The sequence below is a fragment of the Kineococcus gynurae genome, assembly GCF_042433995.1.
Lineage (GTDB): Bacteria > Actinomycetota > Actinomycetes > Actinomycetales > Kineococcaceae > Kineococcus > Kineococcus gynurae.
Genome location: NZ_JBHLUI010000003.1, coordinates 376,244 through 402,070, shown reverse-complemented (window position 1 = coordinate 402,070; position 25,827 = coordinate 376,244). Strand labels below are relative to the sequence as shown.

Annotated in this window: 23 protein-coding genes; 8 read left to right on the top strand and 15 right to left on the bottom strand. The window is 72.9% G+C overall.

Annotated features, from left to right (window positions below; genetic code table 11):
- Nucleotides 1-61: 61 nt before the first annotated feature.
- Nucleotides 62-403 (top strand): bifunctional 3-phenylpropionate/cinnamic acid dioxygenase ferredoxin subunit, encoded by a 342-nt coding sequence (locus ACFFKU_RS03290; protein WP_380135605.1) that lies wholly within the window; start codon nt 62-64, stop codon nt 401-403.
- A 35-nt stretch (nt 404-438) separates the two neighbouring features.
- Here ACFFKU_RS03290 and purU read toward each other — a convergent pair whose 3' ends face one another.
- The 8 genes from purU to ACFFKU_RS03250 form a co-directional block, all read right to left on the bottom strand.
- A complete protein-coding gene (gene purU, locus ACFFKU_RS03285) occupies nt 439-1,281 on the bottom strand; it encodes a formyltetrahydrofolate deformylase (RefSeq protein WP_380135604.1) in 843 nt (280 codons plus the stop codon).
- A gap of 20 nt (nt 1,282-1,301) precedes the next feature.
- On the bottom strand, nt 1,302-2,687 hold the full coding sequence (locus ACFFKU_RS03280; RefSeq protein WP_380135602.1) for an L-serine ammonia-lyase: 1,386 nt from the start codon (nt 2,685-2,687) through the stop codon (nt 1,302-1,304).
- Nucleotides 2,684-5,182, bottom strand: a complete 2,499-nt coding sequence (locus ACFFKU_RS03275; RefSeq protein WP_380135601.1) for a GcvT family protein — start codon at nt 5,180-5,182, stop codon at nt 2,684-2,686. The genes ACFFKU_RS03280 and ACFFKU_RS03275 overlap by 4 nt, the downstream gene beginning before the upstream one ends.
- A 13-nt stretch (nt 5,183-5,195) precedes the next feature.
- The gene (locus tag ACFFKU_RS03270; protein ID WP_380135600.1) at nt 5,196-5,750 is read right to left on the bottom strand and encodes a sarcosine oxidase subunit gamma; all 555 of its coding nucleotides are present in this window, start codon (nt 5,748-5,750) and stop codon (nt 5,196-5,198) included.
- On the bottom strand, nt 5,743-8,670 hold the full coding sequence (locus tag ACFFKU_RS03265) for a 2Fe-2S iron-sulfur cluster-binding protein (protein ID WP_380135598.1): 2,928 nt from the start codon (nt 8,668-8,670) through the stop codon (nt 5,743-5,745). Before ACFFKU_RS03265 ends, ACFFKU_RS03270 begins: the two co-directional genes overlap by 8 nt.
- Nucleotides 8,667-8,966 carry a sarcosine oxidase subunit delta gene (locus ACFFKU_RS03260; protein WP_380135595.1) on the bottom strand — a complete coding sequence of 100 codons (300 nt, stop codon included), beginning with the start codon at nt 8,964-8,966 and terminating at the stop codon, nt 8,667-8,669. Before ACFFKU_RS03260 ends, ACFFKU_RS03265 begins: the two co-directional genes overlap by 4 nt.
- Nucleotides 8,967-8,982: 16 nt before the next feature.
- Nucleotides 8,983-10,263 carry a sarcosine oxidase subunit beta family protein gene (locus ACFFKU_RS03255; protein WP_380135593.1) on the bottom strand — a complete coding sequence of 427 codons (1,281 nt, stop codon included), beginning with the start codon at nt 10,261-10,263 and terminating at the stop codon, nt 8,983-8,985.
- Nucleotides 10,264-10,468: 205 nt separating this feature from the next.
- Complete coding sequence (locus ACFFKU_RS03250; protein ID WP_380135591.1) at nt 10,469-11,263, bottom strand: IclR family transcriptional regulator; 795 nt, start codon at nt 11,261-11,263, stop codon at nt 10,469-10,471.
- Nucleotides 11,264-11,399: 136 nt separating this feature from the next.
- Between ACFFKU_RS03250 and ACFFKU_RS03245 the strand changes: the two genes are divergently transcribed.
- From ACFFKU_RS03245 to aroC, 3 genes are all read left to right on the top strand, one after another.
- Nucleotides 11,400-12,014 carry a GntR family transcriptional regulator gene (locus ACFFKU_RS03245; protein WP_380136105.1) on the top strand — a complete coding sequence of 205 codons (615 nt, stop codon included), beginning with the start codon at nt 11,400-11,402 and terminating at the stop codon, nt 12,012-12,014.
- 90 nt (nt 12,015-12,104) lie between these two features.
- Nucleotides 12,105-12,581, top strand: coding sequence for an Lrp/AsnC family transcriptional regulator (locus ACFFKU_RS03240; RefSeq protein ID WP_380135588.1), 477 nt, complete (start codon nt 12,105-12,107; stop codon nt 12,579-12,581).
- A 39-nt stretch (nt 12,582-12,620) separates the two neighbouring features.
- Nucleotides 12,621-13,859 carry a chorismate synthase gene (gene aroC / locus ACFFKU_RS03235; RefSeq protein WP_380135585.1) on the top strand — a complete coding sequence of 413 codons (1,239 nt, stop codon included), beginning with the start codon at nt 12,621-12,623 and terminating at the stop codon, nt 13,857-13,859.
- 108 nt (nt 13,860-13,967) lie between these two features.
- Here aroC and ACFFKU_RS03230 read toward each other — a convergent pair whose 3' ends face one another.
- The 6 genes from ACFFKU_RS03230 to ACFFKU_RS03205 all read right to left on the bottom strand — a co-directional run bounded on the left by ACFFKU_RS03230 (nt 13,968) and on the right by ACFFKU_RS03205 (nt 21,363).
- On the bottom strand, nt 13,968-15,464 hold the full coding sequence (locus ACFFKU_RS03230; RefSeq protein ID WP_380135582.1) for a M20/M25/M40 family metallo-hydrolase: 1,497 nt from the start codon (nt 15,462-15,464) through the stop codon (nt 13,968-13,970).
- Between the two features lie 63 nt (nt 15,465-15,527).
- Nucleotides 15,528-16,001 (bottom strand): GNAT family N-acetyltransferase, encoded by a 474-nt coding sequence (locus ACFFKU_RS03225; protein ID WP_380135580.1) that lies wholly within the window; start codon nt 15,999-16,001, stop codon nt 15,528-15,530.
- A gap of 1 nt (nt 16,002) precedes the next feature.
- Nucleotides 16,003-17,289 carry an adenylosuccinate synthase gene (locus tag ACFFKU_RS03220; protein ID WP_380135577.1) on the bottom strand — a complete coding sequence of 429 codons (1,287 nt, stop codon included), beginning with the start codon at nt 17,287-17,289 and terminating at the stop codon, nt 16,003-16,005.
- A gap of 90 nt (nt 17,290-17,379) precedes the next feature.
- Complete coding sequence (locus tag ACFFKU_RS03215; RefSeq protein WP_380135576.1) at nt 17,380-18,417, bottom strand: NAD(P)/FAD-dependent oxidoreductase; 1,038 nt, start codon at nt 18,415-18,417, stop codon at nt 17,380-17,382.
- Nucleotides 18,414-18,824, bottom strand: coding sequence for a DUF3151 domain-containing protein (locus ACFFKU_RS03210; RefSeq protein WP_380135573.1), 411 nt, complete (start codon nt 18,822-18,824; stop codon nt 18,414-18,416). The genes ACFFKU_RS03215 and ACFFKU_RS03210 overlap by 4 nt, the downstream gene beginning before the upstream one ends.
- A 61-nt stretch (nt 18,825-18,885) precedes the next feature.
- Nucleotides 18,886-21,363, bottom strand: coding sequence for an ATP-binding SpoIIE family protein phosphatase (locus tag ACFFKU_RS03205; RefSeq protein WP_380135570.1), 2,478 nt, complete (start codon nt 21,361-21,363; stop codon nt 18,886-18,888).
- 296 nt (nt 21,364-21,659) lie between these two features.
- On the opposite strand from ACFFKU_RS03205, the gene ACFFKU_RS03200 reads away from it, so the two are divergent.
- Nucleotides 21,660-22,055 (top strand): STAS domain-containing protein, encoded by a 396-nt coding sequence (locus tag ACFFKU_RS03200; protein ID WP_380135569.1) that lies wholly within the window; start codon nt 21,660-21,662, stop codon nt 22,053-22,055.
- Between the two features lie 100 nt (nt 22,056-22,155).
- On the opposite strand, the gene fbaA is transcribed toward ACFFKU_RS03200, so the two are convergent.
- Complete coding sequence (gene fbaA / locus ACFFKU_RS03195) at nt 22,156-23,178, bottom strand: class II fructose-bisphosphate aldolase (protein ID WP_380135566.1); 1,023 nt, start codon at nt 23,176-23,178, stop codon at nt 22,156-22,158.
- A 147-nt stretch (nt 23,179-23,325) separates the two neighbouring features.
- On the opposite strand from fbaA, the gene ACFFKU_RS03190 reads away from it, so the two are divergent.
- From ACFFKU_RS03190 to ACFFKU_RS03180, 3 genes are read left to right on the top strand one after another with little or no spacing between them, the layout of a single operon-like run.
- Nucleotides 23,326-23,892: a type 1 glutamine amidotransferase domain-containing protein gene (locus ACFFKU_RS03190; RefSeq protein WP_380135563.1), complete on the top strand. Its 567-nt coding sequence runs from the start codon at nt 23,326-23,328 to the stop codon at nt 23,890-23,892.
- On the top strand, nt 23,892-24,911 hold the full coding sequence (locus tag ACFFKU_RS03185; protein ID WP_380135561.1) for a TIGR03557 family F420-dependent LLM class oxidoreductase: 1,020 nt from the start codon (nt 23,892-23,894) through the stop codon (nt 24,909-24,911). Before ACFFKU_RS03190 ends, ACFFKU_RS03185 begins: the two co-directional genes overlap by 1 nt.
- 43 nt (nt 24,912-24,954) lie before the next feature.
- Entirely contained in the window at nt 24,955-25,818 is an 864-nt protein-coding gene (locus ACFFKU_RS03180) for an alpha/beta fold hydrolase (RefSeq protein ID WP_380135559.1), read from the top strand.
- Nucleotides 25,819-25,827 lie beyond the last annotated feature (9 nt).

Sequence of the window (25,827 nt, the reverse complement as noted above, 5' to 3'; positions counted from 1 at the left end):
ATCGGAGCGCGCACGACCCCGCCGGCGCGGGGGCTCCGGACCGCCCGGTTAGGCTCGGTGCGTGGCCGCCGGCAACCCAGACGAACCCTTCGACGTGATCGCCTGCCCGGTGGCGGCTCTGCCCCCCGGCGGGGTCAACGTCCTCGACCTCCCCCGACCCGTCTCGGTGTTCAACGTCGACGGGGACCTCTTCGCCATCGACGACACCTGCACCCACGCCGAGGCGTCCCTCGCCGAGGGATGGGTGGAGGACTGCGCGGTGGAGTGCCCGCTGCACGCGGCCACGTTCGACCTGCGGACCGGGCAGCCCTCAGGGCCGCCGGCGATCCGACCCGTCCGGACCCACGCCGTCGAGATCGTCGACGGCCAGGTCGTCGTCCACGTCGGAACGCCGCCGGCCTGAGGGCTGGCTGACGGTCGGGCCGAGGGCCGCAGCCCTCAGCGGAAGACCACGGTGCTGTGCGCGTTCAGCAGCACGCGGTGGCGGCAGTGCCAGGACACCGCGCGGGACAGGGCCAGGGCCTCCGCGTCCCGACCGACCGTGGCCAGGGCCACCGGGTCGTGGGTGTGGTCGATCCGGATGACCTCCTGCTCGATGATCGGGCCCTCGTCGAGGTCGGGGGTCACGTAGTGGGCCGTGGCCCCGACGAGCTTCACCCCGCGGTCGAACGCCTGGTGGTAGGGCTTGGCGCCCTTGAACCCGGGCAGGAACGAGTGGTGGATGTTGATGGCCCGGCCCCGCAGGTTGCGGCAGAGGTCGTCGGACAGGACCTGCATGTAGCGGGCCAGGACGACCAGGTCCGCCTGCAGCTCCTCGACGATCTCCAGCAGCCGGGCCTCGGCCTGCGGCTTGACGGCCGCGGTGTTCGGCACGTGGAAGAACGGCAGCCCCGCGGCCTCCGCCATCGGGCGCAGGTCCTCGTGGTTGGACACCACGCCGACGATCTCGCCGCCGAGGCTGCCCGAACGCCACCGGAAGATGAGGTCGTTGAGGCAGTGCCCGGCCTTGGACACCATCACGAGGACGCGGGTGGGCACCGAGTCGTCGTCGATCTCGACGTCCATGCCGAACTCCTGGGCGACCGGGGCGAAGTCCGCCCGCAGCTGCTCGACCTCGACGTCACCCGTGAAGGCGGTCCGGGAGAACAGCTGGCCGCTGGTGCGGTCGTCGAACTGCTGGTGCTCGGTGATGTCGCACCCGTGGGAGAACAGGAAGGAGCTGACCGCGTGGACGATGCCGGGGCGCTGCCGGCAGGTCAGGGTCAGGGTGAAGGAGCTCATGGATCCGCCAATCGGTCGGGTCAGCACTCGGGGACGTTCTGGGCGATGGTGAGGGCGAGACCGCCGCGGGCGGTCTCCTTGTACTTGTCGGCCATGTCGGCGCCGGTGTCGCGCATGGTCTGGATCGCCTGATCCAGCCGCACGTGGTGGACACCGTCGCCGCGGATGGCCATGCGAGCCGCCGCGATGGCCTTGATCGAACCGATGGCGTTGCGCTCGATGCAGGGGATCTGCACCAGTCCCCCGACGGGGTCGCAGGTGAGCCCGAGGTTGTGCTCGATCCCGATCTCGGCCGCGTTCTCGACCTGTTCGGGCGTGCCCCCGATGACCTCGGCCAGCCCGGCCGCCGCCATCGAGCAGGCCGAACCCACCTCACCCTGGCAACCGACCTCGGCGCCGGAGATCGACGCGTTCTCCTTGAACAGGATCCCGACGGCGGTGGCGGTCAGCAGGAACCGCACGATGCCGTCGTCGTCGGCGTTCTCGACGAAGTTCGCGTAGTAGTGCAGCACCGCGGGGACGATCCCGGCCGCCCCATTGGTGGGGGCGGTCACCACCCGACCACCCGCGGCGTTCTCCTCGTTCACCGCCAGGGCGTAGAGGGTGACCCACTCCATCGCCCGCAACGGGTCGCGCTCGTCGGACTCCGACTCGAGCTTCTGCAGCAGCGCGGCGGCGCGACGACGCACCTTCAGACCACCGGGCAGGATCCCGGCCGTCTTGATGCCGTTGGCGACGCACTCCTGCATGACCGACCAGATGTGCAGGATGCCGGCCCGCACCTCCTCCTCGGGGCGCCGGGCGACCTCGTTGGCCATCATCAGGTCCGAGATCCGCAGACCCGTCCGACGGGCGTGGGCGAGGAGTTCCTCGCCGCTGCCGAACGGGTAGGGCACGGGCGTCCGGTCCTCGAGGAGCACCGGACCGTCGGTCTCGTCCTCGTCCAGGACGAAACCGCCACCGATCGAGAAGTAGTCGCGCTGCTCCAGGACCGAACCCGCCTCGTCGCGGGCCACGAAACGCATCCCGTTAGTGTGGAACGGGAGTCGCTCCCGTCCCAGCAGCGGGATGTCCTCGTCGATCGAGAACGGGACCGGGCGGGTCCCGCCCAGGACGAGACGTCCCTCCCGGCGGATCTCGTCGACCTGGGGCTGGACGGCCACCGGGTCGACGAGGTCCGGTCGGTGCCCCATGAGACCGAGCACGACCGCGGTGACCGTGCCGTGCCCGATCCCGGTGGCGCCGAGGGAACCGTAGAGCTCGCAGCGCACCGCCCCGACCCGGTCCAGCAGACCGAGGTCCTCCAACCGTCGGACGAAGGTGTGCGCGGCCCGCATCGGCCCCACGGTGTGCGAGCTGGAGGGCCCGACACCGACGCTGAAGAGGTCGAAGACGCTGAGGGTCACTTGCGGATCTTCTCCATGCCCGGGTCGACCAGCGGTTCGGCGGCCACGGTCGCGCGGATCCGACGACCGAAGTACTCGATCTCCACCGAGGACCCGACCGTGGCGGCCTCGGCCGGCAGCCAGGCATAGGCGATGGGGGTCCGGACCGTGTACCCGTAGGCGGCGCTGGTCACGTACCCGACGGCGTCGTCACCGACGAACACCGGCTCGTTGCCGAGCACGATGCTGGTCCCGTCGTCGACCGTGAGGCAGGCGAGCCGGCGCGTCACCGTCTCCTCGCTGCGACCCACCAGGGCCGGCCCGCCGACGAAGGTCTCCGGGGCCGAGCGCACCGCGAAACCGACACCGGCCTCGTAGGGGTCGTGCTCGGTGTTCATGTCGTGACCCCAGGAGCGGTAGCCCTTCTCCAGGCGCAACGCGCCGAACGCCTGGCGCCCGGCGGCGACGATCCCGAACTCCTGCCCGGCCGCGTAGATCGCGTCCCACAGCCGCTGCCCGGTGTCGGCCCCGGTGTAGAGCTCCCAGCCGAGCTCGCCCACGTAGGACAGTCGGAGCGCGGTCACCGGGACCCCGGCGATCGTGACCTCGGCACCGCGGAAGTACTTCAGCGCCTCGTTGGACAGGTCACCCTCGGTCAGCGGCTGGAGCAGGTCGCGGGCCAGGGGGCCCCACAGACCGATGCAGCAGGTCCCGCCGGTGATGTCGCGGACCGAGACGTACTTCTCGCTGCGGGAGGCCTCCCGGAGCAGGTAGGCGGTGTCGATGTTGCCGTTGGCGCCGACCTGGAACCGGTCCTCGGCGAGCCGGGAGACGGTCACGTCGCTGCGGATCCCACCGTCCTCGGCGAGGAACAGGGTGTAGGTCACCGCGCCGACGGACTTGTCCATCTTCGACGTGGTCAACCGCTCCAGCAGCTCCAGCGCACCGGGGCCCGCGACCTCGATCCGCTTGAGCGGCGTCATGTCGTACATGGCCACCGCGGTGCGGGTCTTCCACGCCTCGACCGCGGCGATCGGGGAGGAGAACATGGCCGACCACTCGTCGCGCTCCGGCGGGGTCCACTCCGCGGGCAGTTCCGCGAGCAGCGACGCGTTCGCCTCGTACCAGTGCGGCCGCTCCCAGCCCCCGCCCTCGAGGAAGAAGGCGCCGAGCTCGACCTGGCGGGCGTGGAACGGGCTCACCCGGACGTCGCGCGGGGAGACCCGGGGCTGCAGCGGGTGCAGGATGTCGTAGATCTCGACGAAGTTCTGCTGCGAGGTCTCCAAGACGTAACCGCGGTCGAACTGCACCTCCTCGAACCGGTGCACGTCGAGACCGTGAAGGTCGTACTCGCTCACGCCGTCGACGAGGAGCTGCGCGACGGCCTTGGCCACACCCGCGGAGTGGGTCACCCAGACCGCTTCCGCGATCCAGAAACCGGCCACCTCGCTGCTCTCCCCGACCAGCGAACCGCCGTCGGGCGTGAAGGAGAAGATGCCGTTGAAACCCTCTTCGACCTTGGTGTGCTCCAGGGAGGGCAGCAACCGCTTGGCGTCCTCGAACGCCGGCGCGAAGTCCTCCTCGGTGAAGGGGAGCATGGACGGCATCGAGGCGTGGTCGATCTCGCCGTCCTCGACGAGGTCGGCCAGGTCGACCGGCATCGGCTTGTGGGCGTAGGAACCGATCCCGATCCGGTCGCCCCACTCGCGGTAGTACAGGTCGGCGTCCTGGTGGCGCAGGATCGGCAGCTTCGCCTCGCGCCAGGACTCGTTGCGGCCCCGCAGCTCGGCCACCTGGGAGGTCTTGGCGTACTGGTGGGCCAGCGGCAGCAGCGGGACCTTCATGCCGATGAGGTCGCCGACGGCGGGACCCCAGAAACCGGCGCAGGACACGACGACGTCGGCCGGCAGGGTCTCCTCGGTGCCGTTCGTGCTGACCCGGACGCCGGTGACCTTGCCCCCGGCCTGCTCCACCGCGACGACCTTGGTGCGACCACGGAACTCGACCCCGCGGGCCGCGGCCAACCGGGTCAGCGCCTCGACGGCGCGCGACGCCTTCGCGAGACCGTCGGTGGCGACGTGCAGGCCACCGAGGACCTGCTCGCGGTCGAGCAGCGGGTACCGGGCGACGCACTCCTCCGGGCTGATGAGCTCGGCACCCCGGATCCCCCAGGAACGGGCCCAGCCGTAGCGGCGCTCGAGGTCGGCGAGACGCTCGGGCGTGGTGGCGACCTCGAGACCGCCGACCTGGTTGAAGCACCAGCTCTCGTCCCCGGCGGTGGCGCTGCCCAGCGAGAGCAGCTTCTCGACCGTGTACCCGGCCAGCTCGGCCATCGTCTTGGAGGAGTTCGTCTGGAACACCAGACCCGGCGCGTGCGAGGTCGAACCGCCGGTCAGGGGCAGGGGCCCCTGGTCCAGGACGGTGACCCGGGTCCAGCCGCGGGTGGAGAGCTCGTCGGCCAGGTTCGTGCCGACGATGCCGGCGCCGATGATGACGACGCGGGGGGTGAGCGACATGGGGGTGGTCTCCTCAGACGTATTCGAGTGCGGCGTCGGCGAACCAGTCGGCCAGGTAACCGGCGAAGGAACTGCGGACCAGGACCGTGAAACCGGAGTCGCCCGCCAGGAGGACGACCTCCGCCAGCGCGAGCGTCGTGCGCACGGCGGAACCGGGCGGGAACGACCGGGGGTGCAGGTCGATCGAGCACCCCCCGGCGAGGAGGTCGCGCACCATGGGCCCGGTGAGCGACAGACCGACCCGGTTCGCGGACTGGTCCACGGCGGAACCACCGTGCGGGCGGAGGGTCTCGCGCAGGCGCCGCTCCAGGTCGGGCCCGGAACCGGCCGAGGTGACCAGGAACTCGTCGGGCCCCAGCCACACCACGACCCCGTCGGCCGTGCGGGAGAACGAACCCGGTCCCGGCAGGGTCGTCCCGAGGAACGCGGCCGCGGCGTCGGCGGCCGCGCCCTCGGCCCGCACGGCGACGGTCGCCGCCAGGGGTTCGAGGGCGACGATGCCGGCGGTCTCGGCGGGCAGGTCGCGACCGTCGAGCGGGTGGGTGGGGGTCAGCAGCAGCTCAGCCATCGCGGCGGGCTCCTTCGGGGTCGACGAGAACGGCCGAGGTGACCTCGCAGGGCACGAGCTCCCCGCGGACGACCACGGAGATCTCGTCGCCGACGCGGGCGAAACCCCCGGCGAGCAGGGCGAGGGCGAACGGCCGTTCCAGGTAGGCGCTGCGGTAGCTGGACGTCACGTGACCCAGCATCGGGACCGGCGGCGGGGGCAGGGTGCCGTCGGGCGTGGACTCGATCATCTGCGAACCCTCGGGCAGGACCGTGCTGCGGTCCTTGGGCAGCAGCCCGACCAGCTGCTTGCGCTGCGGGTCGTTGTTGAAGGCCCGGCTGTGCGAGCGCTTGCCGATGAAGTCGTCCTTCTTCTTCGAGACGACCCACGACATGCCCAGGTCCTGCGGGGTGATGGTCCCGTCGGTGTCCTGCCCGATGATCGGGTACCCCTTCTCGGCGCGCAGGACGTGCATGGTCTCGGTGCCGTACCGGGTGATGCCGTAGGGCTTGCCCGCCTCGATCAGCAGGTCCCAGACCGGGGCGGCGTAGCGCCCGTCGACGTGGACCTCCCAGGCCAGTTCCCCGGAGAACGAGATGCGCGCCAACCGGACGGGCACCCCGCCCAGCACGGTGTCCACGAACGTCATGAACTCGAACGCCTCGGCCGAGACGTCCACGTCGGGGAACACCGCGCCGATCACGTCGCGCGAGCGCGGACCGACGACCGGGAACGCGGCGTACTGCTCGGTGACCGAGGCCAGGTGCACGCGCAGGTCCGGCCACTCGGTCTGCAGCCACTCCTCCATCCAGTCGAGGACGCGCGCGGCCCCACCGGTGGTGGTCATGACCATGTAGCGGTCCTCGTCGAGGCGCAGGGCGACCCCGTCGTCGATGATCATCCCGTCGACCCCGCACATCGCGCCGTAGCGGATCTTGCCGGGCTTGAGGGTGCTCATCATGTTCGTGTACACGCGGTCGAGGAAGATGCCCGCGTCCGGCCCCTGCACGTCGATCTTGCCCAGCGTGGACCCGTCGAGGATGCCCACACCGGTGCGCGCCGCGTCGCACTCGCGCAGGACGGCGGTCTCCATGTCCTCCCCGGCCAGCGGGAAGTGCCGCGGCCGCTTCCACTGCCCGACGTCCTCCCAGACGGCGCCCGCGGCGACGTGACGGGAGTGGATCGCGGTGGTGCGCACCGGGTCGAAGAGCTGACCGCGGTCGCGGCCGGCGAGCGTCGCGAACGCCACCGGCGTGTAGGGCGGGCGGAACGTCGTGGTCCCGACCATGCCCTCGGCGCTGCCCAGCATCCCGGCGAGGATGCCCGAGGCCACGATCCCGGAGGTCTTGCCCTGGTCGTGGGCGGTCCCGATGGTCGTGTAGCGCTTGACGTGCTCGACGGAGCGGATGCCGGCCCCGACGGCGCGGGCGATGTCGGCCACGGTCGCGTCGCGCTGGACGTCGACGAACTGCCGCTTGCCGGTCCCGTCCGGGTCCGGGACCTTCCACAGCACGGCGGCGGGCTGCACGGGCACCCCGGGGCCGGCGGTGGGGGCGGGCGCGCCGGCGGCCAGGTCGAACCCGACCGCGGTGAGGGCGCGACGGGCCGCGGCGGTCGCGTCCTCGAGCGTGGTGGCCAGGTCCAGGGCGCCGGCCGCGGCCCCCGTGCTGGTCAACCCGGACAGCGGTTCGGAGGGCAGGAACGCCCCGCGGGTCGCGTCGTAGGCGAGCTTGCCGCGGGCCTGGCTGTAGAGGTGCACGGCCGGGTTCCAACCGCCGCTGACCAGGAGCAGGTCGCAGGCGACCTCGCTCTGCGGGCCGAGCTGGTCGCCCCCCAGGAGGTCGGCCACCAGGGCCCCGGCGACCCGCTGGGTGCCGGTGGTGCCGACGACGGCCGCACCGCGACGCACCTCGATCCTGCGCTGGGCGAGCTGGTCGCTCCAGTAGGCGGGCACCTCGGGACGGGCGTCGACCACGCAGGCGATCTCGACGCCCGCGTCGGCGAGGTCCACCGCGGCCAGGTAGGCGGAGTCGTTGGTGGTGAACACCACGGCACGCGAACCGGCGAGGACGCCGTAGCGGTGCAGGAAGGTGCGCGCGGCACCGGCGAGCATGGTGCCGGGACGGTCGTTGTCGGCGAACACGACGGGCCGCTCGTGCGACCCGGCGGCGACCACGACGTGGCCGGCGCGCACGCGGTGCACGCGCTGACGGGACACGTTGCGCGGCGCCTCGAGGCCGAGGTGGTCCGTGCGGCGCTCGACGGCGAGGAGGAACCCGTCGTCGTAGACGCCGAAGGCCGTGGTGCGCTGCAGCAGCGTCACGTCCGGGAGCGCGGCGAGCTCGGCGACGGCGGCGGCCACCCAGTCCAAGGCCGGCACCCCGTCGATGACGGGGGCGTGGGCCGAGGCGGCCGTACCCGGCTCGCCCAGCAGCGATCCACCGGGCTCGCTCTGCTCGTCGATGAGCACGACGCGGGCCCCGGTGCGGGCCGCGGTCAGCGCGGCCTGCAGACCCGCGGGACCGGCGCCGACGACGGCGACGTCCACGTGCAGGTGGCGGGAGTCGTAACGGGCGGAGTCGCCGATCTCGGCGAGACGCCCCTGACCGGGGACGCCCCCGGCGTTCAGGCCGTCGAACAGTTCCGTGGTGCTGGCCAGCAGCATCGGCTCGGGGAACGGTTCCTCGATCTGCACGAGGCTGGTCGGGCACTCGGCCCAGGCCGCCCCGACGCCGCGCGGGCGACCGAGCTTCACGCTCGTCCCGATCTGGTGCCGGCCCTGGGCGAGCAGCGCCGACGCGAGCGTGTCACCGGGGTGGCCGGTGAAGCTCTGACCGGCGTAGGTGAACTCCAGGGTCCGGCTGCGGTCGATGCGACCCCCCTCGGGGGTGCGGAACGCCCCGGCGCGGGTCTCGACGCTCTCGAGGCTCTCGGGGGTCACTGCACGGCTCCGTTCTTCTGCTGCTGCTTCGGGGTGGGGTCACCGGGCTTGTAGGTACCGGCGAACTGGTAGCTGACGGTGTCGCGCACCGCGTTGAACCAACGTCGGCAGCCGGCCGAGTGCGACCAACGCTCGGCGAACTCCCCGCGGGGGTTCGCCCGGAAGAACAGGAAGTGCGCCCACTCCACGTCGTCGAGGTCGGCCGGACGCGCGGGGTACTCCACGAAGGCCTGGCCGCCGTAGTGGAACTCGGTCTCCTCGCGAGGACCGCACCACGGGCACGAGATCAGCTGCATCGAATTCCTCCAGGCCTCAGTGAGCCACGCCGGCGGCGCCGTGCTCGTCGACGAGACGGCCGGTCACGAACCGCTCGAGGGTGAACGGGGCGTTCAGCGGGTGCGCCTCGTCGTGGGCGATGGTGTGCGCGAGGCACCACCCGACCCCCGGGGTGGCCTTGAAACCACCGGTGCCCCAACCGCAGTTCAGGTACACGTTGTCGAACGGGGTCTTGCCGACGATCGGCGACGCGTCCGCCGTGACGTCGACGATGCCGCCCCAGGTGCGCAGCAGGTGCGCCCGGGCGAAGACCGGGAAGAGTTCCACCGCGGCGGCCATCTGGCGCTCGATGATGTGGAACGCGCCGCGCTGGCCGTACCCGTTGTAGGAGTCGACCCCGGCTCCCATGACCAGTTCGCCCTTGTGGGCCTGGGACACGTACACGTGCACCGCGTTGGACATGACGATGGTCGGGTGGACCGGCTCCAGCAGTTCGGAGACCAGGGCCTGCAACGGGTGCGACTGGACCGGGACCGGGAGACCGAGCTGGTCGGTCAGCGTCGAGGTCGACCCGGCCGCGGTCAGGGCGACCTGGCCGCAGGCGATGTCGCCGCGGGTCGTCCGGACCCCGGTCACCTTGTTCCCGTCGGTGACGAAACCCGTCACCTCGCAGTTCTGGATGATGTCCACGCCGGCCTCGTCGCAACGACGGGCGAAACCCCAGGCCACGTAGTCGTGCTTGGCGATCCCGGCGCGCGGCTGGTACGTCGCCCCGAGGACGGGGTAACGGATCTCGGCCGAGGTGTTGACGATCGGGCAGACCTTGCGGACCTCGTCCGGCTCCAGCCATTCCGCGTCGACCCCGTTGAGGCGGTTCGCCTCGACGCGGCGGACCGAGTCCCGGACGTCCTGCAGCGTGTGGGCGAGGTTGAGCACCCCGCGCTGGGAGAACAGGATCGGGTAGCCGAGGTCCTCCTCGAGGCCCTCCCACAGCTTGAGGGAGTGCTCGTAGATCCCCGCCGACTCGTCCCAGAGGTAGTTGGACCGGATGAGGGTGGTGTTCCGGGCCATGTTGCCGCCGGCCAGCCAGCCCTTCTCCAGCACCGCCACGTTGGTGATGCCGTGGTTCTTGGCCAGGTAGTGCGCGGTCGCGAGACCGTGACCGCCACCGCCGACGATCACGACGTCGTAGGAGGGCTTCGGGTCGGGGTTGCGCCACAGGAAGTCGGGGTGCTCGGGCAGATCGGCCCCCGGCGTGCGGGGCGGCGGCGCGTACGCCGCCCCCGGGTCGGTCGCCAACGCATCCACCGTGGTCATCGCGTTCCCTCCAGACGGGACTACCGGACGCCCGGCCACCGTCGGCCGGCCCTGCTCTACCGATCACCCCTGGCACCGACCGGGACACCGTCCCGTCGATCTCAGCGCGATGACTGGTATATCAATTGCGGATGACGCTAGACCCGCCGGTCGCCGCCGTCAACCCCCGGCGATCGCCCGGCGATCCCCCGGCGATCCCCCGGCCTCAGACGGTCCGGGAGCGCCATCCCAGCGCGGCCGACGCCTCCGCGGCGGCGGCCACCACCTCGGGCACCAGCTCGTCCACCCGGGCGCCGTCGAGGCGGTAGGCCGGGCCGGACACGCTGAGCGCCGCGACGACGTCGCCGCGAGGGCCGCGCACGGGGGCCGCGACCGCCGTGAGACCGATCTCCAGCTCCTCCGAGGTGATGGCCCAACCGCGGTCGCGGACCACCGCGAGCTCCTCGGCGAGGCGCGCCCCGTCCACCTGGGTCCGTCCGGTGAAACCGGGCAGCGGTCCGGCCAGCACGGCGGCCCCCACCTCGGGGCGGAAGGCCATGAGGACCTTGCCGCTGGACGTCGCGTGCAGCGGCGTCCGCTCCCCCACCCAGTTGTGCGTGATGACCGAGGCGGACCCGCGGACCTGGTCGACGTTGACGACCGCCCCCGAGTCGGCGACGGCGATGTTCACCGTCTCGCCAGAGCGGCGGGCCAGCCCCTCGGCGGCCGGCCGGCTGCGTCGGGTCACGTCGAGCTGGGTCGTCACGGCACCGGCCAGCCGGACGACGGCGAGCCCGAGCCGGTACCGACCCCGCTCGGCCACCTGCTCCACCAGACCGTGGGCCTCCAGTGCGGCGACGAGGCGCGAGGCGGTCGACTTGTGCACGTCCAGGGCCGCGGCCAGCTCGGTCACGCCGGCCTCGCCGAGCTCGGCCAGCAGCTCCAGGATCGAGACGGCCCGGTCGACCGACTGCACGGGGCCCGACCGGGCGACGGCAGGGTCTCCCGGGGTGACGGCCATACGTCCCAGTATCGAGGTGGTCGCCCGACGATTCGTCGGCGGGCCGCGGAATTCTGGTGACCTATTGAACGATGACTGATATGTTAGGGGGGTGTCCGTCTCCGCCGCCTCCCCCGTGACCGGCTCGTACGCCGACATGGCGTACACGCACCTGCGCGACGCCCTGCTCGTGCTGGACATCCGTCCCGGTGAACCCCTGCACGACGAGACCATCGCGCGCGACCTCGGCATCGGTCGGACCCCCGTGCGGGAGGCCATGAAGCGCCTCGAGACCGACCGGCTGATCGTCGCCTACCCGCGCCGCGGGACCTTCGCGACCCCGGTGGACATGACCGACCTCGGCATGATCTCCGAGGTCCGTCGCACGCTGGAGCCGGTCGCCGCCGCCGGGGCCGCCACCCGCGCCGGGCTGGCCGAGCGCCGCGAGCTGGCCGACCTGGCCCGAACGGTGGCCGCCCTCGACCCGACCGCGCTGGACGCCCGCGAACTCATGCGTCACGACGTGTCCGTGCACCGGGCCATCTACCGGGCCAGCGGCAACCAGCACCTCGAGGACGTCCTGGTCCGTCTGGACAACCTGGCCACCCGCATCTGGTGCCTCGTCCTGGACCGGTTGCCCACCTTCGGCGGGCACGTGGGCGAGCACGTGGCGCTGCTGGAGGCGGTCGTGGACGGCCGCGCCGACGAGGCCGCGGAGCTGGCCCGGGTGCACGTCGAGGGCTTCGAGCAGGCGGTCCGCGCGGTCCTCTGACCGCCCGGGGCCCACTTCTGACCGCCCGGGGCCCACTTCGCCCGACACTTGGGCACATTGCGCGGTCAGCAGGCGGTCGGATGCGACAAGATGTCGCTCGTGCGCCGTCTCGACAGCATCGATGCCCGGATCCTGCTCGCGCTGGACGAGGACCCGCGAGCCACCGTGCTGGGGCTGTCCCGGCAGCTCAACCTCGCCCGGGGCACCGTGCAGTCGCACCTCGAGCGCCTCGAGGCCGACGGGATCCTGCACCGCTTCTCCCGCCGCCTGGCCCCCGCCGCCCTGGGGTTCACCGTCTCGGCGTTCGTGATGATCGAGATCACCCAGGGCAAGCAGGAGGACACCCTCAACCGCCTGCGGGACACCCCGGAGGTCCTCGAGGTCCACGGGATCACCGGCGACGGCGACCTGATGTGCCGCGTGGTCGCCCGCGACGCCGACGACCTCTACCGGGTCGGGCAGGAGCTGCTGTCCATCCCGGGGGTCGTGCGCACCCGGACCTCGCTCGCGATGCGCGAGCTCGTGCCCTACCGGGTCGACCCGCTGCTCACCGACCTCGCGACCTGACCGCCGGACCGCCTCCGCCGGTACGGCAGAATCGGGGGCGTGCTGCGCTGGTTGACCTCAGGCGAATCCCACGGACCCGCCCTGGCCGGGATCCTCGAAGGGCTGCCCGCCGGGGTGGCGGTGAGCAGCAAGGAGATCCGCGACGCCCTCGCCCGCCGACGGCTGGGGCACGGGCGCGGAGCCCGGATGAGCTTCGAGCAGGACGAGCTGGAGATCATCGGCGGCATCCGCCACGGACTGACCCAGGGCGGGCCGATCGCGCTGCGCATCGGCAACTCCGAGTGGCCGCGCTGGAAGGACGTCATGGCCGCCGACCCGGCGGACGAGGACGGACGCCGTTACGACGAACCCGGCCGCCTGCCCGCTCGCGGCCGCTCGGCCCCGCTGACCCGGCCCCGTCCGGGGCACGCCGACCTCACCGGCATGCAGAAGTACGACTTCGACGACGCCCGACCGGTCCTGGAGCGGGCCTCGGCCCGCGAGACCGCGACCCGGGTGGCGCTCGGGGAGGTCGCCCGACGCTTCCTGGAGCAGACCGTCGAGGCCGACGTCGTCTCCCACGTCGTCTCTCTGGGCACGGTGACCGCCCCCGACGGGGTGGTCCCCGGCCGGGGCGAGCGCGACCGGATCGACGCCGACCCGGTGCGCTGCACCGACCCCGCCACCTCGGCGGCGATGGTCGCCGAGGTCGACGCGGCCCACCAGGAGGGCGACACCCTGGGCGGCGTGGTCGAGGTCGTCGTCCACGGCCTGCCGCCGGGGCTCGGCTCCTACGTGCACTGGGACCGCAAGCTCGACGCCCGCCTGGCCGCGGCCCTCATGGGCATCCAGGCCATCAAGGGCGTCGAGGTCGGCGACGGCTTCGAGACCGCCCGCCGTCGCGGCTCGGCCGCCCACGACGAGATCGAGCGGACGGACGCGGGGGACGGCGCCGACGGCCTGACCGTCCGCCGTCGCACCGACCGCGCCGGGGGCATCGAGGGGGGCATGACCAACGGCGAGACCCTCCGGGTGCGCGCGGCCATGAAGCCCATCTCGACCGTCCCGCGCGCTCTCGACACCGTCGACACCGCCTCGGGCGGGGTCGCGCAGGCCATCGCGCAGCGCTCCGACGTGTGCGCGGTCCCCGCCGCCGGGGTCGTGGCCGAGGCCATGGTGGCGCTCGTGCTGGCCGACGCCGTCCTGGAGAAGTTCGGCGGTGACACCGTCACCCAGGTGCGGGCCAACGTGCAGACCTACCTCGACGGGTTGCGGATCCGTACCGCCCCGCCCGCCTGACGACGCACGCCGACCGGGAGCGTCCGACCCGGGAGGCCCCCCGCCCCTCACCCCGTGACCAAGGAATCCCGGACCGGGAATTCCTTGATCACGGGGGTGGGGGTGGGGTCAGGCCGCACCCTCCAGGGTGGTCGTGGCCAGCGGACGCGCCTCACCGCGACGGCTGAGGTCCGGGAACAGACCGGTCCGCGTGCGGGCCATGACGTAGGTGGCGTGCGCCGCCGCGTCGCCGAGCTCGGCCAGGGCGTCGGTGTTCAGCGAGGAGATGTCGTCGCACGGCGTGTGGTAGCAGTCGTCGTACGCCTCCCCCGCGGTCCCGCCGAACGTCGCGGCCTGCTCCTCGGTCTTGATCTCCTCGGCCCCGCTGAACAGGCCACCGGCCGGGATCCCGGCCGCGATGAAGGGCCCGTAGTCCGACCGTCCGTCGAACGCGGTCTCGACCGAGCCGCCGGCCCGCTTCTGCAGGTAGTCGGTGAAGACGGTCTCGATGGCGTCGGATCCGGGCGGGCCGGCGGTGCCGAACGCCGAACCGTCACCGTCGTAGACGAACGGGACGTAGTTCTTCGAACCGAGCATGTCGAAGTTCAGGTTCGCGTAGGTCTGGTCGAGCTCGGTGTCGCTGAGGTTCGCGACGTAGTGCTCGGCCCCGAGCAGACCCAGTTCCTCGGCCCCCCAGAACGCGAACCGGATGCGCTGGCGGTTCTGCACCCCGAGTTCCGACATCTCCTCGGCGATCTCCAGGATCGTCGCGGTCCCGCTGCCGTTGTCGTTGATCCCCGCCCCCTCGCCGACGCTGTCGAGGTGGGCGCCCACGACGACCGTCCGGGCCGGGTCCCCGGTCGGGGAGTCGGCCAGGATGTTCCAGGTCGTGCGCTGCTCGGCGAGGACGTCGACGTTGAGGGAGAACTCACCGCCGTCGGCGGCCGCGGCGATCTGCTCACCGGCCGCCTGGCTCACCCCCACGACCGGGATGTCGACGATCCCGGCCTCGCCGAGCGTTCCGTTCAACGGAGTCTCCGGGTCGGCCTCACCGGCGTTCGCGACGACCACCCCTGCCGCCCCGGCGGCCTCGGCGTTGACGGCCTTCTGGGCGAACGGGCAGGTCCCGCGGTGGACGAGGGCGATGGCCCCGGCGGTGAACCCGGCGAAGTCGGAGGCCTCGCAGCCACTGGTCGAGGGGAACGGGGCCGGGTCGATCTCCTCGACCGAACCGGTGACGGAACCGTTGCCGGAGTAGGTCATCCGGATCGCGGCGTAGTCCTCTTCGGCCGGTGCGGTCTGGACGAAGGACGTCGGGGTCGTCTCCTCCTCGTAGGCGAACTCGAACGGCTGCCACGTGACGTCGTACCCGGCCCGGACCAGCACGCGCTCCACGTACCGGGCCGACGCCTCGTAACCGGGGGTCCCCGCCGCGCGGTTGCCGTCGTTGGCGTTCGCGATGCGTTGCAGGGCCCGGGCGTGCCCGAGGATGCCGTTGACGGTCACGGCCTTGGTCAGCTGGTAGCTGTTGATGTTGTCGACGGCCGACGCCGGGGTCACCGGGACGGCCAGCATGCCCGCGGTCAACGCGACCGTGGACAGCAGAACCTTCGTGCGCACGAGCATCCTCCGAAGTTTCCGGACGAACCCGGGTGAGGGCCCGTCTCCGCTGCGTGAGGATGAACCTACTCACAGGATCTGCACAGCGGAACCCCTCCGTCGCATCGGGACGTGCGGGATGCCGTCCTCGACGAACTCGGGGCCGTCGGGCGCGAAACCGAACCGGGCGTACCACCCGGCCAGGTGCGCCTGCGCGTCGAGCACCACCTCGGCGTCGGCGGACCGGTCCAACGCCCGTTCCATCAGCGCGGCCGCGAGCCCTCCGCCCCGCGCCCGGCGGGCCGTGGCGACCCGGCCGATGCGCCGGACGGGAGCACCGCCACCGGCCTCGTCCACCAGCAGGCGCAGCGTGGCCACGACCCCGTCGTCGTCCGACGCCCAGAACTGCAGCGCGCCGGGTTCGAGGTCGCGACCGTCGAGCTCGGGGTAGGCGCACTCCTGCTCCACGACGAACACGTCGACGCGCAACCGGAGGATCGCGTACAGCAGCTCCGGGTCGAGCTCCCGCACCGGGGCGACGCCGAACGTCAGCCCGGGCGGCATCTCAGGAGAGCAGGTCGTGCCGGACGACCGTCTGCTCGCGGTCGGGGCCCACCCCGACCGCGGAGATCCGGGCCCCGGACATCGCCTCGAGAGCCTCCACGTAGGACTGCGCGTTCTTCGGCAGGTCCGCGAACGACCGCACGCCGCTGATGTCCTCGGTCCATCCGTCGAAGAACTCGTACACGGGTCGGGCGTGGTGGAAGTCGCTCTGCGACATGGGCATCTCCTCGTGCCGGACCCCGTCGACGTCGTAGGCGACGCACACCGGGATCCGCTCCCACCCGGTGAGGGTGTCGAGCTTCGTGAGCACGAAGTCGGTGACCCCGTTGATGCGGGCCGCGTAGCGGGAGATGACCGCGTCGTACCACCCGGTGCGTCGCGGGCGACCCGTGGTGGTCCCGAACTCCCCGCCGTCCTGGCGCAGTTTCTCCCCGTCGGCGTCGAGCAGTTCGGTCGGGAAGGGGCCCTCGCCGACCCGCGTGGTGTAGGCCTTCACGACGGCCACGATGCGGTCGATCCGGTTCGGGGGGATGCCGGCGCCGGTGCAGGCCCCGGCCGCGGTCGCGTTCGAGGACGTGACGAAGGGGTAGGTCCCGTGGTCGATGTCGAGCAGGGTGGCCTGCCCGCCCTCGAACAGGACGATCTCGTCGCGGTCGAGCGCCCGGGACAGTTCCAGGCTGACGTCGGCGACCATGGGGCGCAGCCGTTCCGCGTACCCGAGGAGGGTCTCGACGACCTCCTCGACCGCGACGGCCCGTCGGTTGTAGACCTTGACCAGCAGGTGGTTCTTCTGGTCGAGGGCCCCCTCGACCTTCTGCCGCAGGATGCTCTCGTCGAACAGGTCCTGGATGCGGACACCCACCCGGTTGATCTTGTCGGCGTAGGCCGGACCGATCCCGCGGCCGGTGGTCCCGATCTTGCGCTTGCCGAGGAAGCGCTCGGTCACCTTGTCCAGCACCTGGTGGTAGGGCGCGATGACGTGGGCCGAGGCCGAGACGAGGAGTTTCGAGCAGTCCACCCCGCGCGCGGACAGGGCGTCGATCTCCTGCCAGAGGACGCCGAGGTCGACCACCACGCCGTTGCCGATCACGGGCGTCACGCCGGGGGTCAGGATCCCCGAGGGCAGCAGGTGCAGGGCGTACTTCTCGTCGCCCACCACGACCGTGTGGCCGGCGTTGTTGCCGCCGTTGAACTTGACCACGTAGTCGACGCGGGCACCGAGCGCATCGGTCGCCTTGCCCTTGCCCTCGTCTCCCCACTGGGCGCCGACGAGCACGATCGCGGGCATGACGTGTCCCCCTCGTAAGTCACGGTGCTGGTGCAGATGCTGGTCCTGGGCCCGGGCACCCGTCCTCGAAGGGTCGCCGCAGACCGCCGGTCAGCCTACCGCCAGCTGCCCGAGCAGATGGCGCCCGAGCCGGTGGCCCGACACCCAGGCCGTCTCGACCTTGGACCGTTCGCCCCACGCGTCGCCGCAGACCCCGATCCGCGACTCCTCGTCCCAGCCGAAGAGCGCGTCGGCGTGCTGGCGCAACGGCTCGGCCAGCGACCAGCGGTGCGCCCGGGCCCAGTCCGGGCGCGGCGTGACGATGCCGGCCAGCAGGGGACCCAGCTCGGCCAGCGTGGCGGGCACGACCGCACGGGGGTCGTCGAGGTGGGCCGCGGACTCGTCGGGGGCCACGTGGGCGGTGAGGACGGGGGCCCCGTCGCCGCGACGGTCACCGTCGTCGGCCACGAACACCAGCTGGGGGTTGTCGTTGACGAAGGCGGCCCCGAACTCCGGCCACCAGGCCTCCGACCACCCCGCGTAGACCGAGACGCACGGCCGCCAGTTCCACCGGGCCGAGACGTCGAGGCGGGTCGCGACCATGCGGGGCAGCAGGTCGGCGGCCTGCGGGTCGGGCATGGCCAGCACCACCGCGGCCGCCTCGACACCCTCCACCGACGGACCGTCGGGGCCCACCGCGACCCCGGGCACGTCGTGCTCGCGTTCGAGCGTCAACGGCTCGCGGTCCGGCGGGGCGACCAGGTCGGCCGCCAGCGAGCGCAACCCCCGGGTCGCCGCCCACCGCACCGGCCCCTGTCGGCGCTCGTCACCGAGCCGCGCCCCGTCGACGGCCCGGCCGCCGATCACGGCGATGGAGTCGGTCCACTCGCGCGCCAGACCGCGGTGCTTCCACCCGGCCACGAGCTCGGCGAAGTCCGGGTCCTGGGCGGTGAAGTAGGAGGCGCCGATGTCGACGACCCGTTCCCGGGTCTCCCCGTCGACCAGCGACTCCACCCGCCGACCCATGAGCCGGCCCCCCGGCAGGTGACCGCGGTCGAGCACCCGCACGTCGAGGCCCGCGTCGGTGAGCACGCGCGCGCAGGCGAGACCGGAGATGCCCGCGCCGACGACGAGGACGGGGCCGGTCACGGGCGCAGGGCGGCGCGCGCGGCCGGGTCGCAGTCGTCGAGGAACGTGGCGATGCGCTCGTCCTCGGCCTGCTCCCCGATGGCGGCGGCGGCGAGACCGAGGACGGAGAGGGCCCGCAGGAACCCCTGGTTGGGCTCGTGCGACCACGGCACCGGGCCGTGGCCGCGCCAACCGGCCCGCCGCAGCGCGTCGAGACCGCGGTGGTACCCGGTGCGGGCGTACGCGTAGGCGGCGACGACCTGCTCGGAGGCCAGCGCCTCCTCCGCGAGCAGCGCCCAGGGCAACGACGCCGCCGGGAATGCGGCGGCGACCTGCGTCGGCGGGGTACCCCCGCGGACCGCGGCCTCGACCTCGGGATCCGCGGGCAGCAGCGTGGGCGGGGGGCCGGGGAGCAGGTTGTGACTCACGGGCGTTCCTCTCTCTCGGGTGGTTGCGGTGACGCGAGCGGGCGGGCCCGCCGATGGACGGTCAGGTGCACGCCGGTGCGGGTGGGCGGGCCAGGGGGATCTCGACCCAGACGATCTTGCCGCGCGCGGTCCGGGTGGTCCCCCAGTCCCCCAGCGAGGCCACGACCCGCATCCCGTGCCCACCGGTCCCCTCGGGACGGGCGTCGACGAGGCGGGGATGCTCGGGGCTGTCGTCCTCGACCTCGATCCGCAGCCGGTCGTCGAGGTCGAAGAGGCGCAGACCGACGTCGCCCCACCCGTGCAGGACGGCGTTGGCGACGAGCTCGGAGACGACCATCTCGGCCTGCAGGCCGACCTCGAGCTCCCAGGCCGCGCAGGCCCGCAGCGTCGCGTGCCGTGCCTTGCCGATCGAGGAGGGGTCGGCCCGCAGCAACCAGCGTCGGCGGCGCGGGACGGGCGCGGCGCCGTCGGGCGAGCCCGGCCGGGGCTTGGCGGGGACCCGGACCACGACCACCGCCGTGTCGTCCTCGGGGGCGGCGCCGAGGATGTCGAGCAGCTCCTCCCCGACCCCGGCCGCGGCGTCGGCGAAGGAGTCCGAGACCGCCTTGATGAGCGCGGCCAGGCCGTCGTGCACCTCGCGCCCGCGCGTCTCGATCAGGCCGTCGGTGAAGAAGACCAGGGTGTCCCCGGGGAACAGGGCCCGGTGCCGGGTGGGCCGCGGGCGGCCCGATCCCACCCCGACCAGCGTCCCGGTGCCCTCCGAGAGCACCTCGACGTGACCGGAGGCCCGGCGCAGCAGCGGGGGCAGGTGCCCGGCGCTGGACCACGACAGCTCCCAGTCGCCGTCGTCGAGGCGGTGCAGGCTCGCGAGCACCAGCGACGCGGGTCGGCCCAGCCCGAGCCGGGAGCTGTGCTGGTCGACGCGGGCGAGGACCGCACCCGGGTCGTCGAGGTCGGCGAGGGAGGAGCGGACGACGGTGCGCATCCGGCCCATGGCCGCAGCCGCCTCGGCGTCGTGCCCGACGACGTCGCCGACCACGACGGCGACGTGGTCCGGCGAGGTCTGCACGACGTCGCACCAGTCGCCACCGACCCGCGCCGGTTCCACCTCGGCGGCGACGTGGCTCCACACCTCCAGGCCCTCGACCCGGACGGGCTGCGGGAGCAGGCTGCGCTGCAGGGTCTGGGCCAGGCTCGTCTCGCGGGCCTGCCACCGGGCGCGCTCGGCGACCGCCCCCACCCGCCGCGCGGCCGCCACCAGCACGGACGCGTCATGGGGGGCGAGCTCGGGGCCCGGCCGGCGCCGGTCCGGGTGCTCTGGCCGGCTGGGGGTGGGTCGGACCACGAGCAGCCCGACCGCGTCGTCACCCGAGCCCGCCGCCACCACCCACGGGGGGCCGGCGGCGTGCGACCCGACCTCCTCCAGCAGCTCCAGCGTGCGCGCCGGGGGGCTGCCGGGCTCCCCCGCGCGCGCAGGAAGGGGCGCGGGCACCGGGCGGGACGCGTCGTCCGGGCGCTCGCCGACGCGCTCGACGCCGTCGGGACGGTGGCCGAGGGAACGCCCGTGCAGGCCCGCCCAGGTGGGGCCGACCGCGGCGACGACCTCGCCGGCGCTGCCCGCGGGGACGAAGGGGCCCTCCCCGGTGAGCACGACGAGCGCCTCGCTCGCCAGCCCGGCGTCGAGCAGCACGGTCGCGATCGCGGTGAACGCCTCGGGGGTCGAGCGCGCCGCGGCGTCGTCCAGCCGGGCCACGACGTCCAACCGCCGTCCGGCCGCGTCGGCCGCGACCTGCGCGCCCCGCAGCCGTTCCTCGGCCAGCACCGTCGCGGTGACGTCGGCGTGCCGGGAGACCAGGTGGGACACCTCCCCGGCGGCGTCGAGGAGGGGCACGATCTGCACGCGGTGCAGGAAGGTCCCGCCGTCGTCGCGGCTGTCGAGGACCCGGGTGGCGACGGGTTCACCGCGGCCCACCTGCCGGTCGGCGTCCTGCCAGAAGGTCGGTGCGGCCCGTTCGTGGACCAGCTCGCGCAGCCCCCGCCCCGCCACGTCCTTCGGCGCGACCCCGGTGGCCCGGGAGAAGGCGCCCGAGGCCCACACCACGGTGAAGTCCCCCGTCGTGGCCGACCGGGTCGTCCCCGGCCCGGTGGTCCGGCGGTGCAGGACCAGCCCGGGGTCGGGCAGCAGCGTCTGGCCGGGACCGAGCAGCTGGGAAACCTCGACCAGGACCTCACCCGCACCCGTCGGGGTCGCGAACAGCCAGCGTCCCCCCGGCAGCGGGCGCCCGGGCACGGCCCGTCCGAGGACCACGTCGGTCCACGGGTCCGGCCCCGCGCCGGGGCCCTCGATGCCCGCGGCGGCCAGCCACTCGTCGAGGTCGCGCGGCAACCGCGCACCCCCCGACCAGTGCAGGGCCTGGGCATCGGCGGCGAGGACGGTGGCCGAGAGTCCGGGCAGACCCGAGGCGCGGACCTCGGGGCGCACCAGGAGCAGCGCCGCCGGTGCCTGCCCGTCGCCCAGGACGGGCGGCCGGTCGGACATCTGCGGCTCCTTCGGGGCGGGTGGTCGGGTCGGCCACGGGCGGTCCGGGGCGATCACAGCGTGGTCGCTAGCATGCACAGGGGCCACCGGGCCCGCGCGTCGAGGGTGATCGGGGACGTGGCGGGCACGGGGGCGAGGTCATCCGGCGGGGTGATCGGGTCACCGGTGGTCCGACGGACCGCCGCGGCGGCTACCGTGCGACTGATGAGGTACCGCTCGATCACCTGTCTGCAGCCAGCCGGACGGTTGACGGCGGTGTCCGTGCTGGTCACGGAGGACTGCGGAGGAAAAGAGCAGTGAGCAGCGACACGCCGCAGAACGAGGCGCGCATCCCGGAGGTTCGCTCCGTCGACCCCGGATCCGTCCACGTGCTGTACGAACCGCGCGCCACCCGTGTCGTCCTGACGGGCGAGATCGACGCCGAACTGGGCCCCGAGCTGCTGGAGGCGGCCGAGGACGCCCTGACCTCCGGACGCCCGCTGCAGGTCGACGCCCACCACGTCACGTTCATGGACTCCACCGGGCTGGCGTTCCTGGCCCGGCTCGCCTCCCGCTCGCGCGGACGGCGGGTGACGCTGATCCGGCCCCCGGCGGTGGTGAAATTCCTCATCGAGACGACGAACATCATCCAGCTGCTGGACGTGGTCGAGGACGAGACGCCGACCGACGACGACGAGCCCCGGCCCGCCTGAGCCTCCCCCGACGCACCGCGACGGCCCGGCCCCTCCGGCGAGAGGGACCGGGCCGTCGTGGCGCGGTGCCGACCGGCCCGCGGGCCGGTCGGCGGCGGGATCACTTGATGGCGGTCCCGGCGGAGCGCAGCTGCTGGGCGGCCTCGACCACGCGGGCGGCCATGCCGGCCTCGGCCGACTTGCCCCAGGCCCGGGGGTCGTACGCCTTCTTGTTGCCGACCTCGCCGTCCACCTTGAGCACGCCGTCGTAGTTGCCGAACATGTGGGCGACCACGGGGCGGGTGAAGGCGTACTGGGTGTCGGTGTCGATGTTCATCTTGATCACGCCGAAGTCGACGGCGGCCGAGATCTCCTCGGGCAGCGACCCCGACCCGCCGTGGAAGACCAGGTCGAAGGGCTGCTCCTTGCCGATCCGGGCGCCCACGGTCTCCTGGATCTCCTTGAGGATCTCCGGGCGGAGCTTCACGTTGCCGGGCTTGTAGACGCCGTGGACGTTGCCGAAGGTCAGCGCCGTCATGTACCGGCCCTTCTCCCCCGCACCCAGGGCCTCGACCGTGGCCAGCGCGTCCTCGACGGTCGTGTAGAGCTTGTCGTTGATCTCGTGCGCGACACCGTCCTCCTCGCCGCCGACGACGCCGATCTCGACCTCGAGGACGATCTTGGCGGCCGAGGTCCGGGCCAGCAGCTCCTGGGCGATGGCCAGGTTCTCCTCCAGGGGCACGGCGGACCCGTCCCACATGTGGGAGTTGAACAGCGGGTCGCGCCCGTTCTTGACCCGCTCCTCGGAGATGGCGAGCAGCGGACGGACGAAGCCGTCCAGCTTGTCCTTGGGGCAGTGGTCGGTGTGCAGCGCGATGTTCACGCCGTAGCCCTTGGCGACGTGGTGGGCGAATTCAGCCAGCGCCTGCGACCCGAGGACCATGTCCTTCACGGTCGAGCCGGACAGGTACTCCGCACCGCCGGTGGACACCTGCACGATGCCGTCGCTCTCGGCCTCGGCGAAGCCGCGGATCGCGGCGGTGAGGGTCTGGGACGACGAGACGTTGATGGCCGGGTAGGCGAAGGATCCGGCCTTCGCGCGGTCCAGCATCTCGGTGTAGACCTCGGGGGTGGCGATGGGCATGGAGCTCTCCTCGTCGGCAGCTGATGATCGAGCAGCGTGGCGGGGCCGATCCTTCCACGCCCCTTCGCCCGCGGGGAGAGGGCCCGCACCCGGGAGCGCCGCGGTCCTCGGGATGCCGGGCCGCGGGGCCGGTGCCAGCGTGGACCCATGACGAGCACCAGCTTGCAAGGCAAGAAGATCGCGTTCCTCGTGGCCGCCGAGGGCATCGAGCAGGTCGAACTGACGGAGCCGTGGAAGGCGGTCCAGGACGCGGGCGGGCAGCCGGTCCTCCTCGCCCCCGAGGCCGGCTCGGTCCAGGCGTTCAACCACCTGGACAAGGCCGACACCTTCGACGTGGACCAGGTCGTCGGGGACGCCACCGTCGGCGAGTACGACGGGCTCGTCCTCCCCGGCGGGGTCGCCAACCCCGACGCGTTGCGCACCGAGCGGGCCGCCGTCGAGTTCGTGAAGCAGTTCGCCGCGTCGTCCAAGCCGGTCGCCGCCATCTGCCACGCCCCGTGGACGCTGGTGGAGGCCGACGTCCTGCGCGGCCGTCGGATGACGTCGTGGCCCTCGCTGCAGACCGACCTGCGCAACGCCGGTGCGGACTGGGTGGACGAGGAGGTCGTGGTCGACACCAGCGGCCCCGGCCCGCTGATCACCAGCCGTAACCCCGGTGACCTCGAGGCCTTCAACTCCGCACTGCTGGCGGCGCTCTCCGACCAGGCCGCCTGATGGGGCTCCGCGACGGGGACGTCGGCGTCGGCTACACCTGCATGAGCGAGCAGTCGGACCCGCGCTGGCTGGTCCGCGACGCCGTCGCCGCCGAGGCGGCCGGTTTCGACCTGCTGGTCTTCTCCGACCACTACTCGCCGTGGCTGACGTCGCAGGGGCACGCCCCCTACGCCTGGTCGGTGCTCGGCGCGGTCGCCCAGGCGACCGAGCGCGTCGAGCTGATGACCTACGTGACCTGCCCGACCATGCGCTACCACCCCGCCGTGGTGGCGCAGAAGGCGGCGACCGTCGCGCTGCTGTCCGAGGGCCGGTTCACCCTGGGCCTGGGGTCCGGGGAGAACCTGAACGAGCACGTGGTCGGGCACGGGTGGCCGGCCGTCGAGGAACGCCAGGAGATGCTGGTCGAATCCCTGGAGATCATCTCGGCGCTCTTCGACGGGGGTCTCCTCACCTACTCCGGCGAGCATTTCCGGGTCGATTCGGCCCGCCTGTGGGACCTGCCCGAGCGACGCGTCCCGATCGCGGTCGCCGTGTCCGGGGAGAAGTCCTGCGCGCGGTTCTCCCCGCTGGCCGACCACCTCGTCGCCGTGGAACCGGACGCGTCGCTGGGTCCCGCCTGGGACGCGGCTCGCGAGCCGGGGCAGGCGCCGAGCCGGCGCGTGGGGCAGCTGCCGGTCTCCTGGGACCGCGACCGGGACACCGCCATCGCCCGGGCGCACGAGCAGTTCCGCTGGTTCGCCGGGGGATGGAAGGTGAACGCCGACCTGCCCACCACGGCGGGCTTCTCCGGGGCGAGCCAGTTCGTGCGTCCCGAGGACGTGGCCGGGCAGATCCCGTGCGGGAACTCCGTCGAGGCCATCGTCGAGGCGGCCTCGGAGTTCTTCGAGGCCGGTTTCACCGATCTCGCCCTCGTCCAGATCGGTGGGGAGCACCAGGCGGACTTCCTGGCGGCGGCCGAGGCGGAGATCATCCCGGCACTGCGCGAGGCCGCCGCCTCGGCGGACCCCTCCCCCAGCTGAGAAACCGGTGGACGACCCGGACCCCGGGTCCGATCCTGGACGCATGGCTGACCCGCTGAACGGCCGTCACGTCCGGATCGGGACCGGGGTCCGTCTCTGGGTGGAGCAGTTCGGCGAACCCGACCACCCGACGGTCCTGCTCGTCATGGGGGCCAACGCCCCCGGCCTGGTGTGGCCGGACCCGCTCGTGGAGCGTCTGGCCGCTCGGTACCACGTCGTCCGCTACGACCACCGGGACACCGGCCGCTCCTCCCGGTCCGAGGGTGCCTACTCCCTGCGCGACCTGGCCGCGGACGCGATCGGGATTCTCGACGCGCTGGGCGTCGACCGCGCGCACGTCGTCGGGATGTCCCTCGGCGGCGTCCTGGTCCAACTCCTGCTGCTCGACCACCCCCAGCGCCTGCTCTCGGCCACCGTGCTGGCCACGGCGGCCCTGGGCGACGGTCTGGCCGACCCGTCCGGGACCTCGGACCTCCCCGGCCCCTCCGCGGAACTCCTGGAGTTCTGGGCGACCATGGGCGCCGACCGCGACGTGGAGGCGGAACTCGACTGGCGCGTCGAGCACTGGCGGATCCTGCGTGGCACCGGTCCCTTCGACCCCGCCGAGTTCCGCGCCCTGGAGGAGCGCGTCATGCGGCACAGCGGGGAGACCCGGCAGCCGACCGCGCACGCGACCGCCGACCAGGGCGGTCTGGAACGCGGCGCGGAACTCGCCGGGAACCGGGTCCCGACGCTGGTGGTCGAGGCTCCGCTCGATCCGATCAACCCTCCCCCGCACGCGGAGAACCTCCGGGCCGTCATCGGTTCGTCCACCCTCGTCCGGATCGCGGGGATGGGCCACGCCTTGAGTTCCGACGTCCTGCCGGACCTGGGCACCGCGCTGCTCCGGCACCTCGACGCGCACTGACCCGCGGGC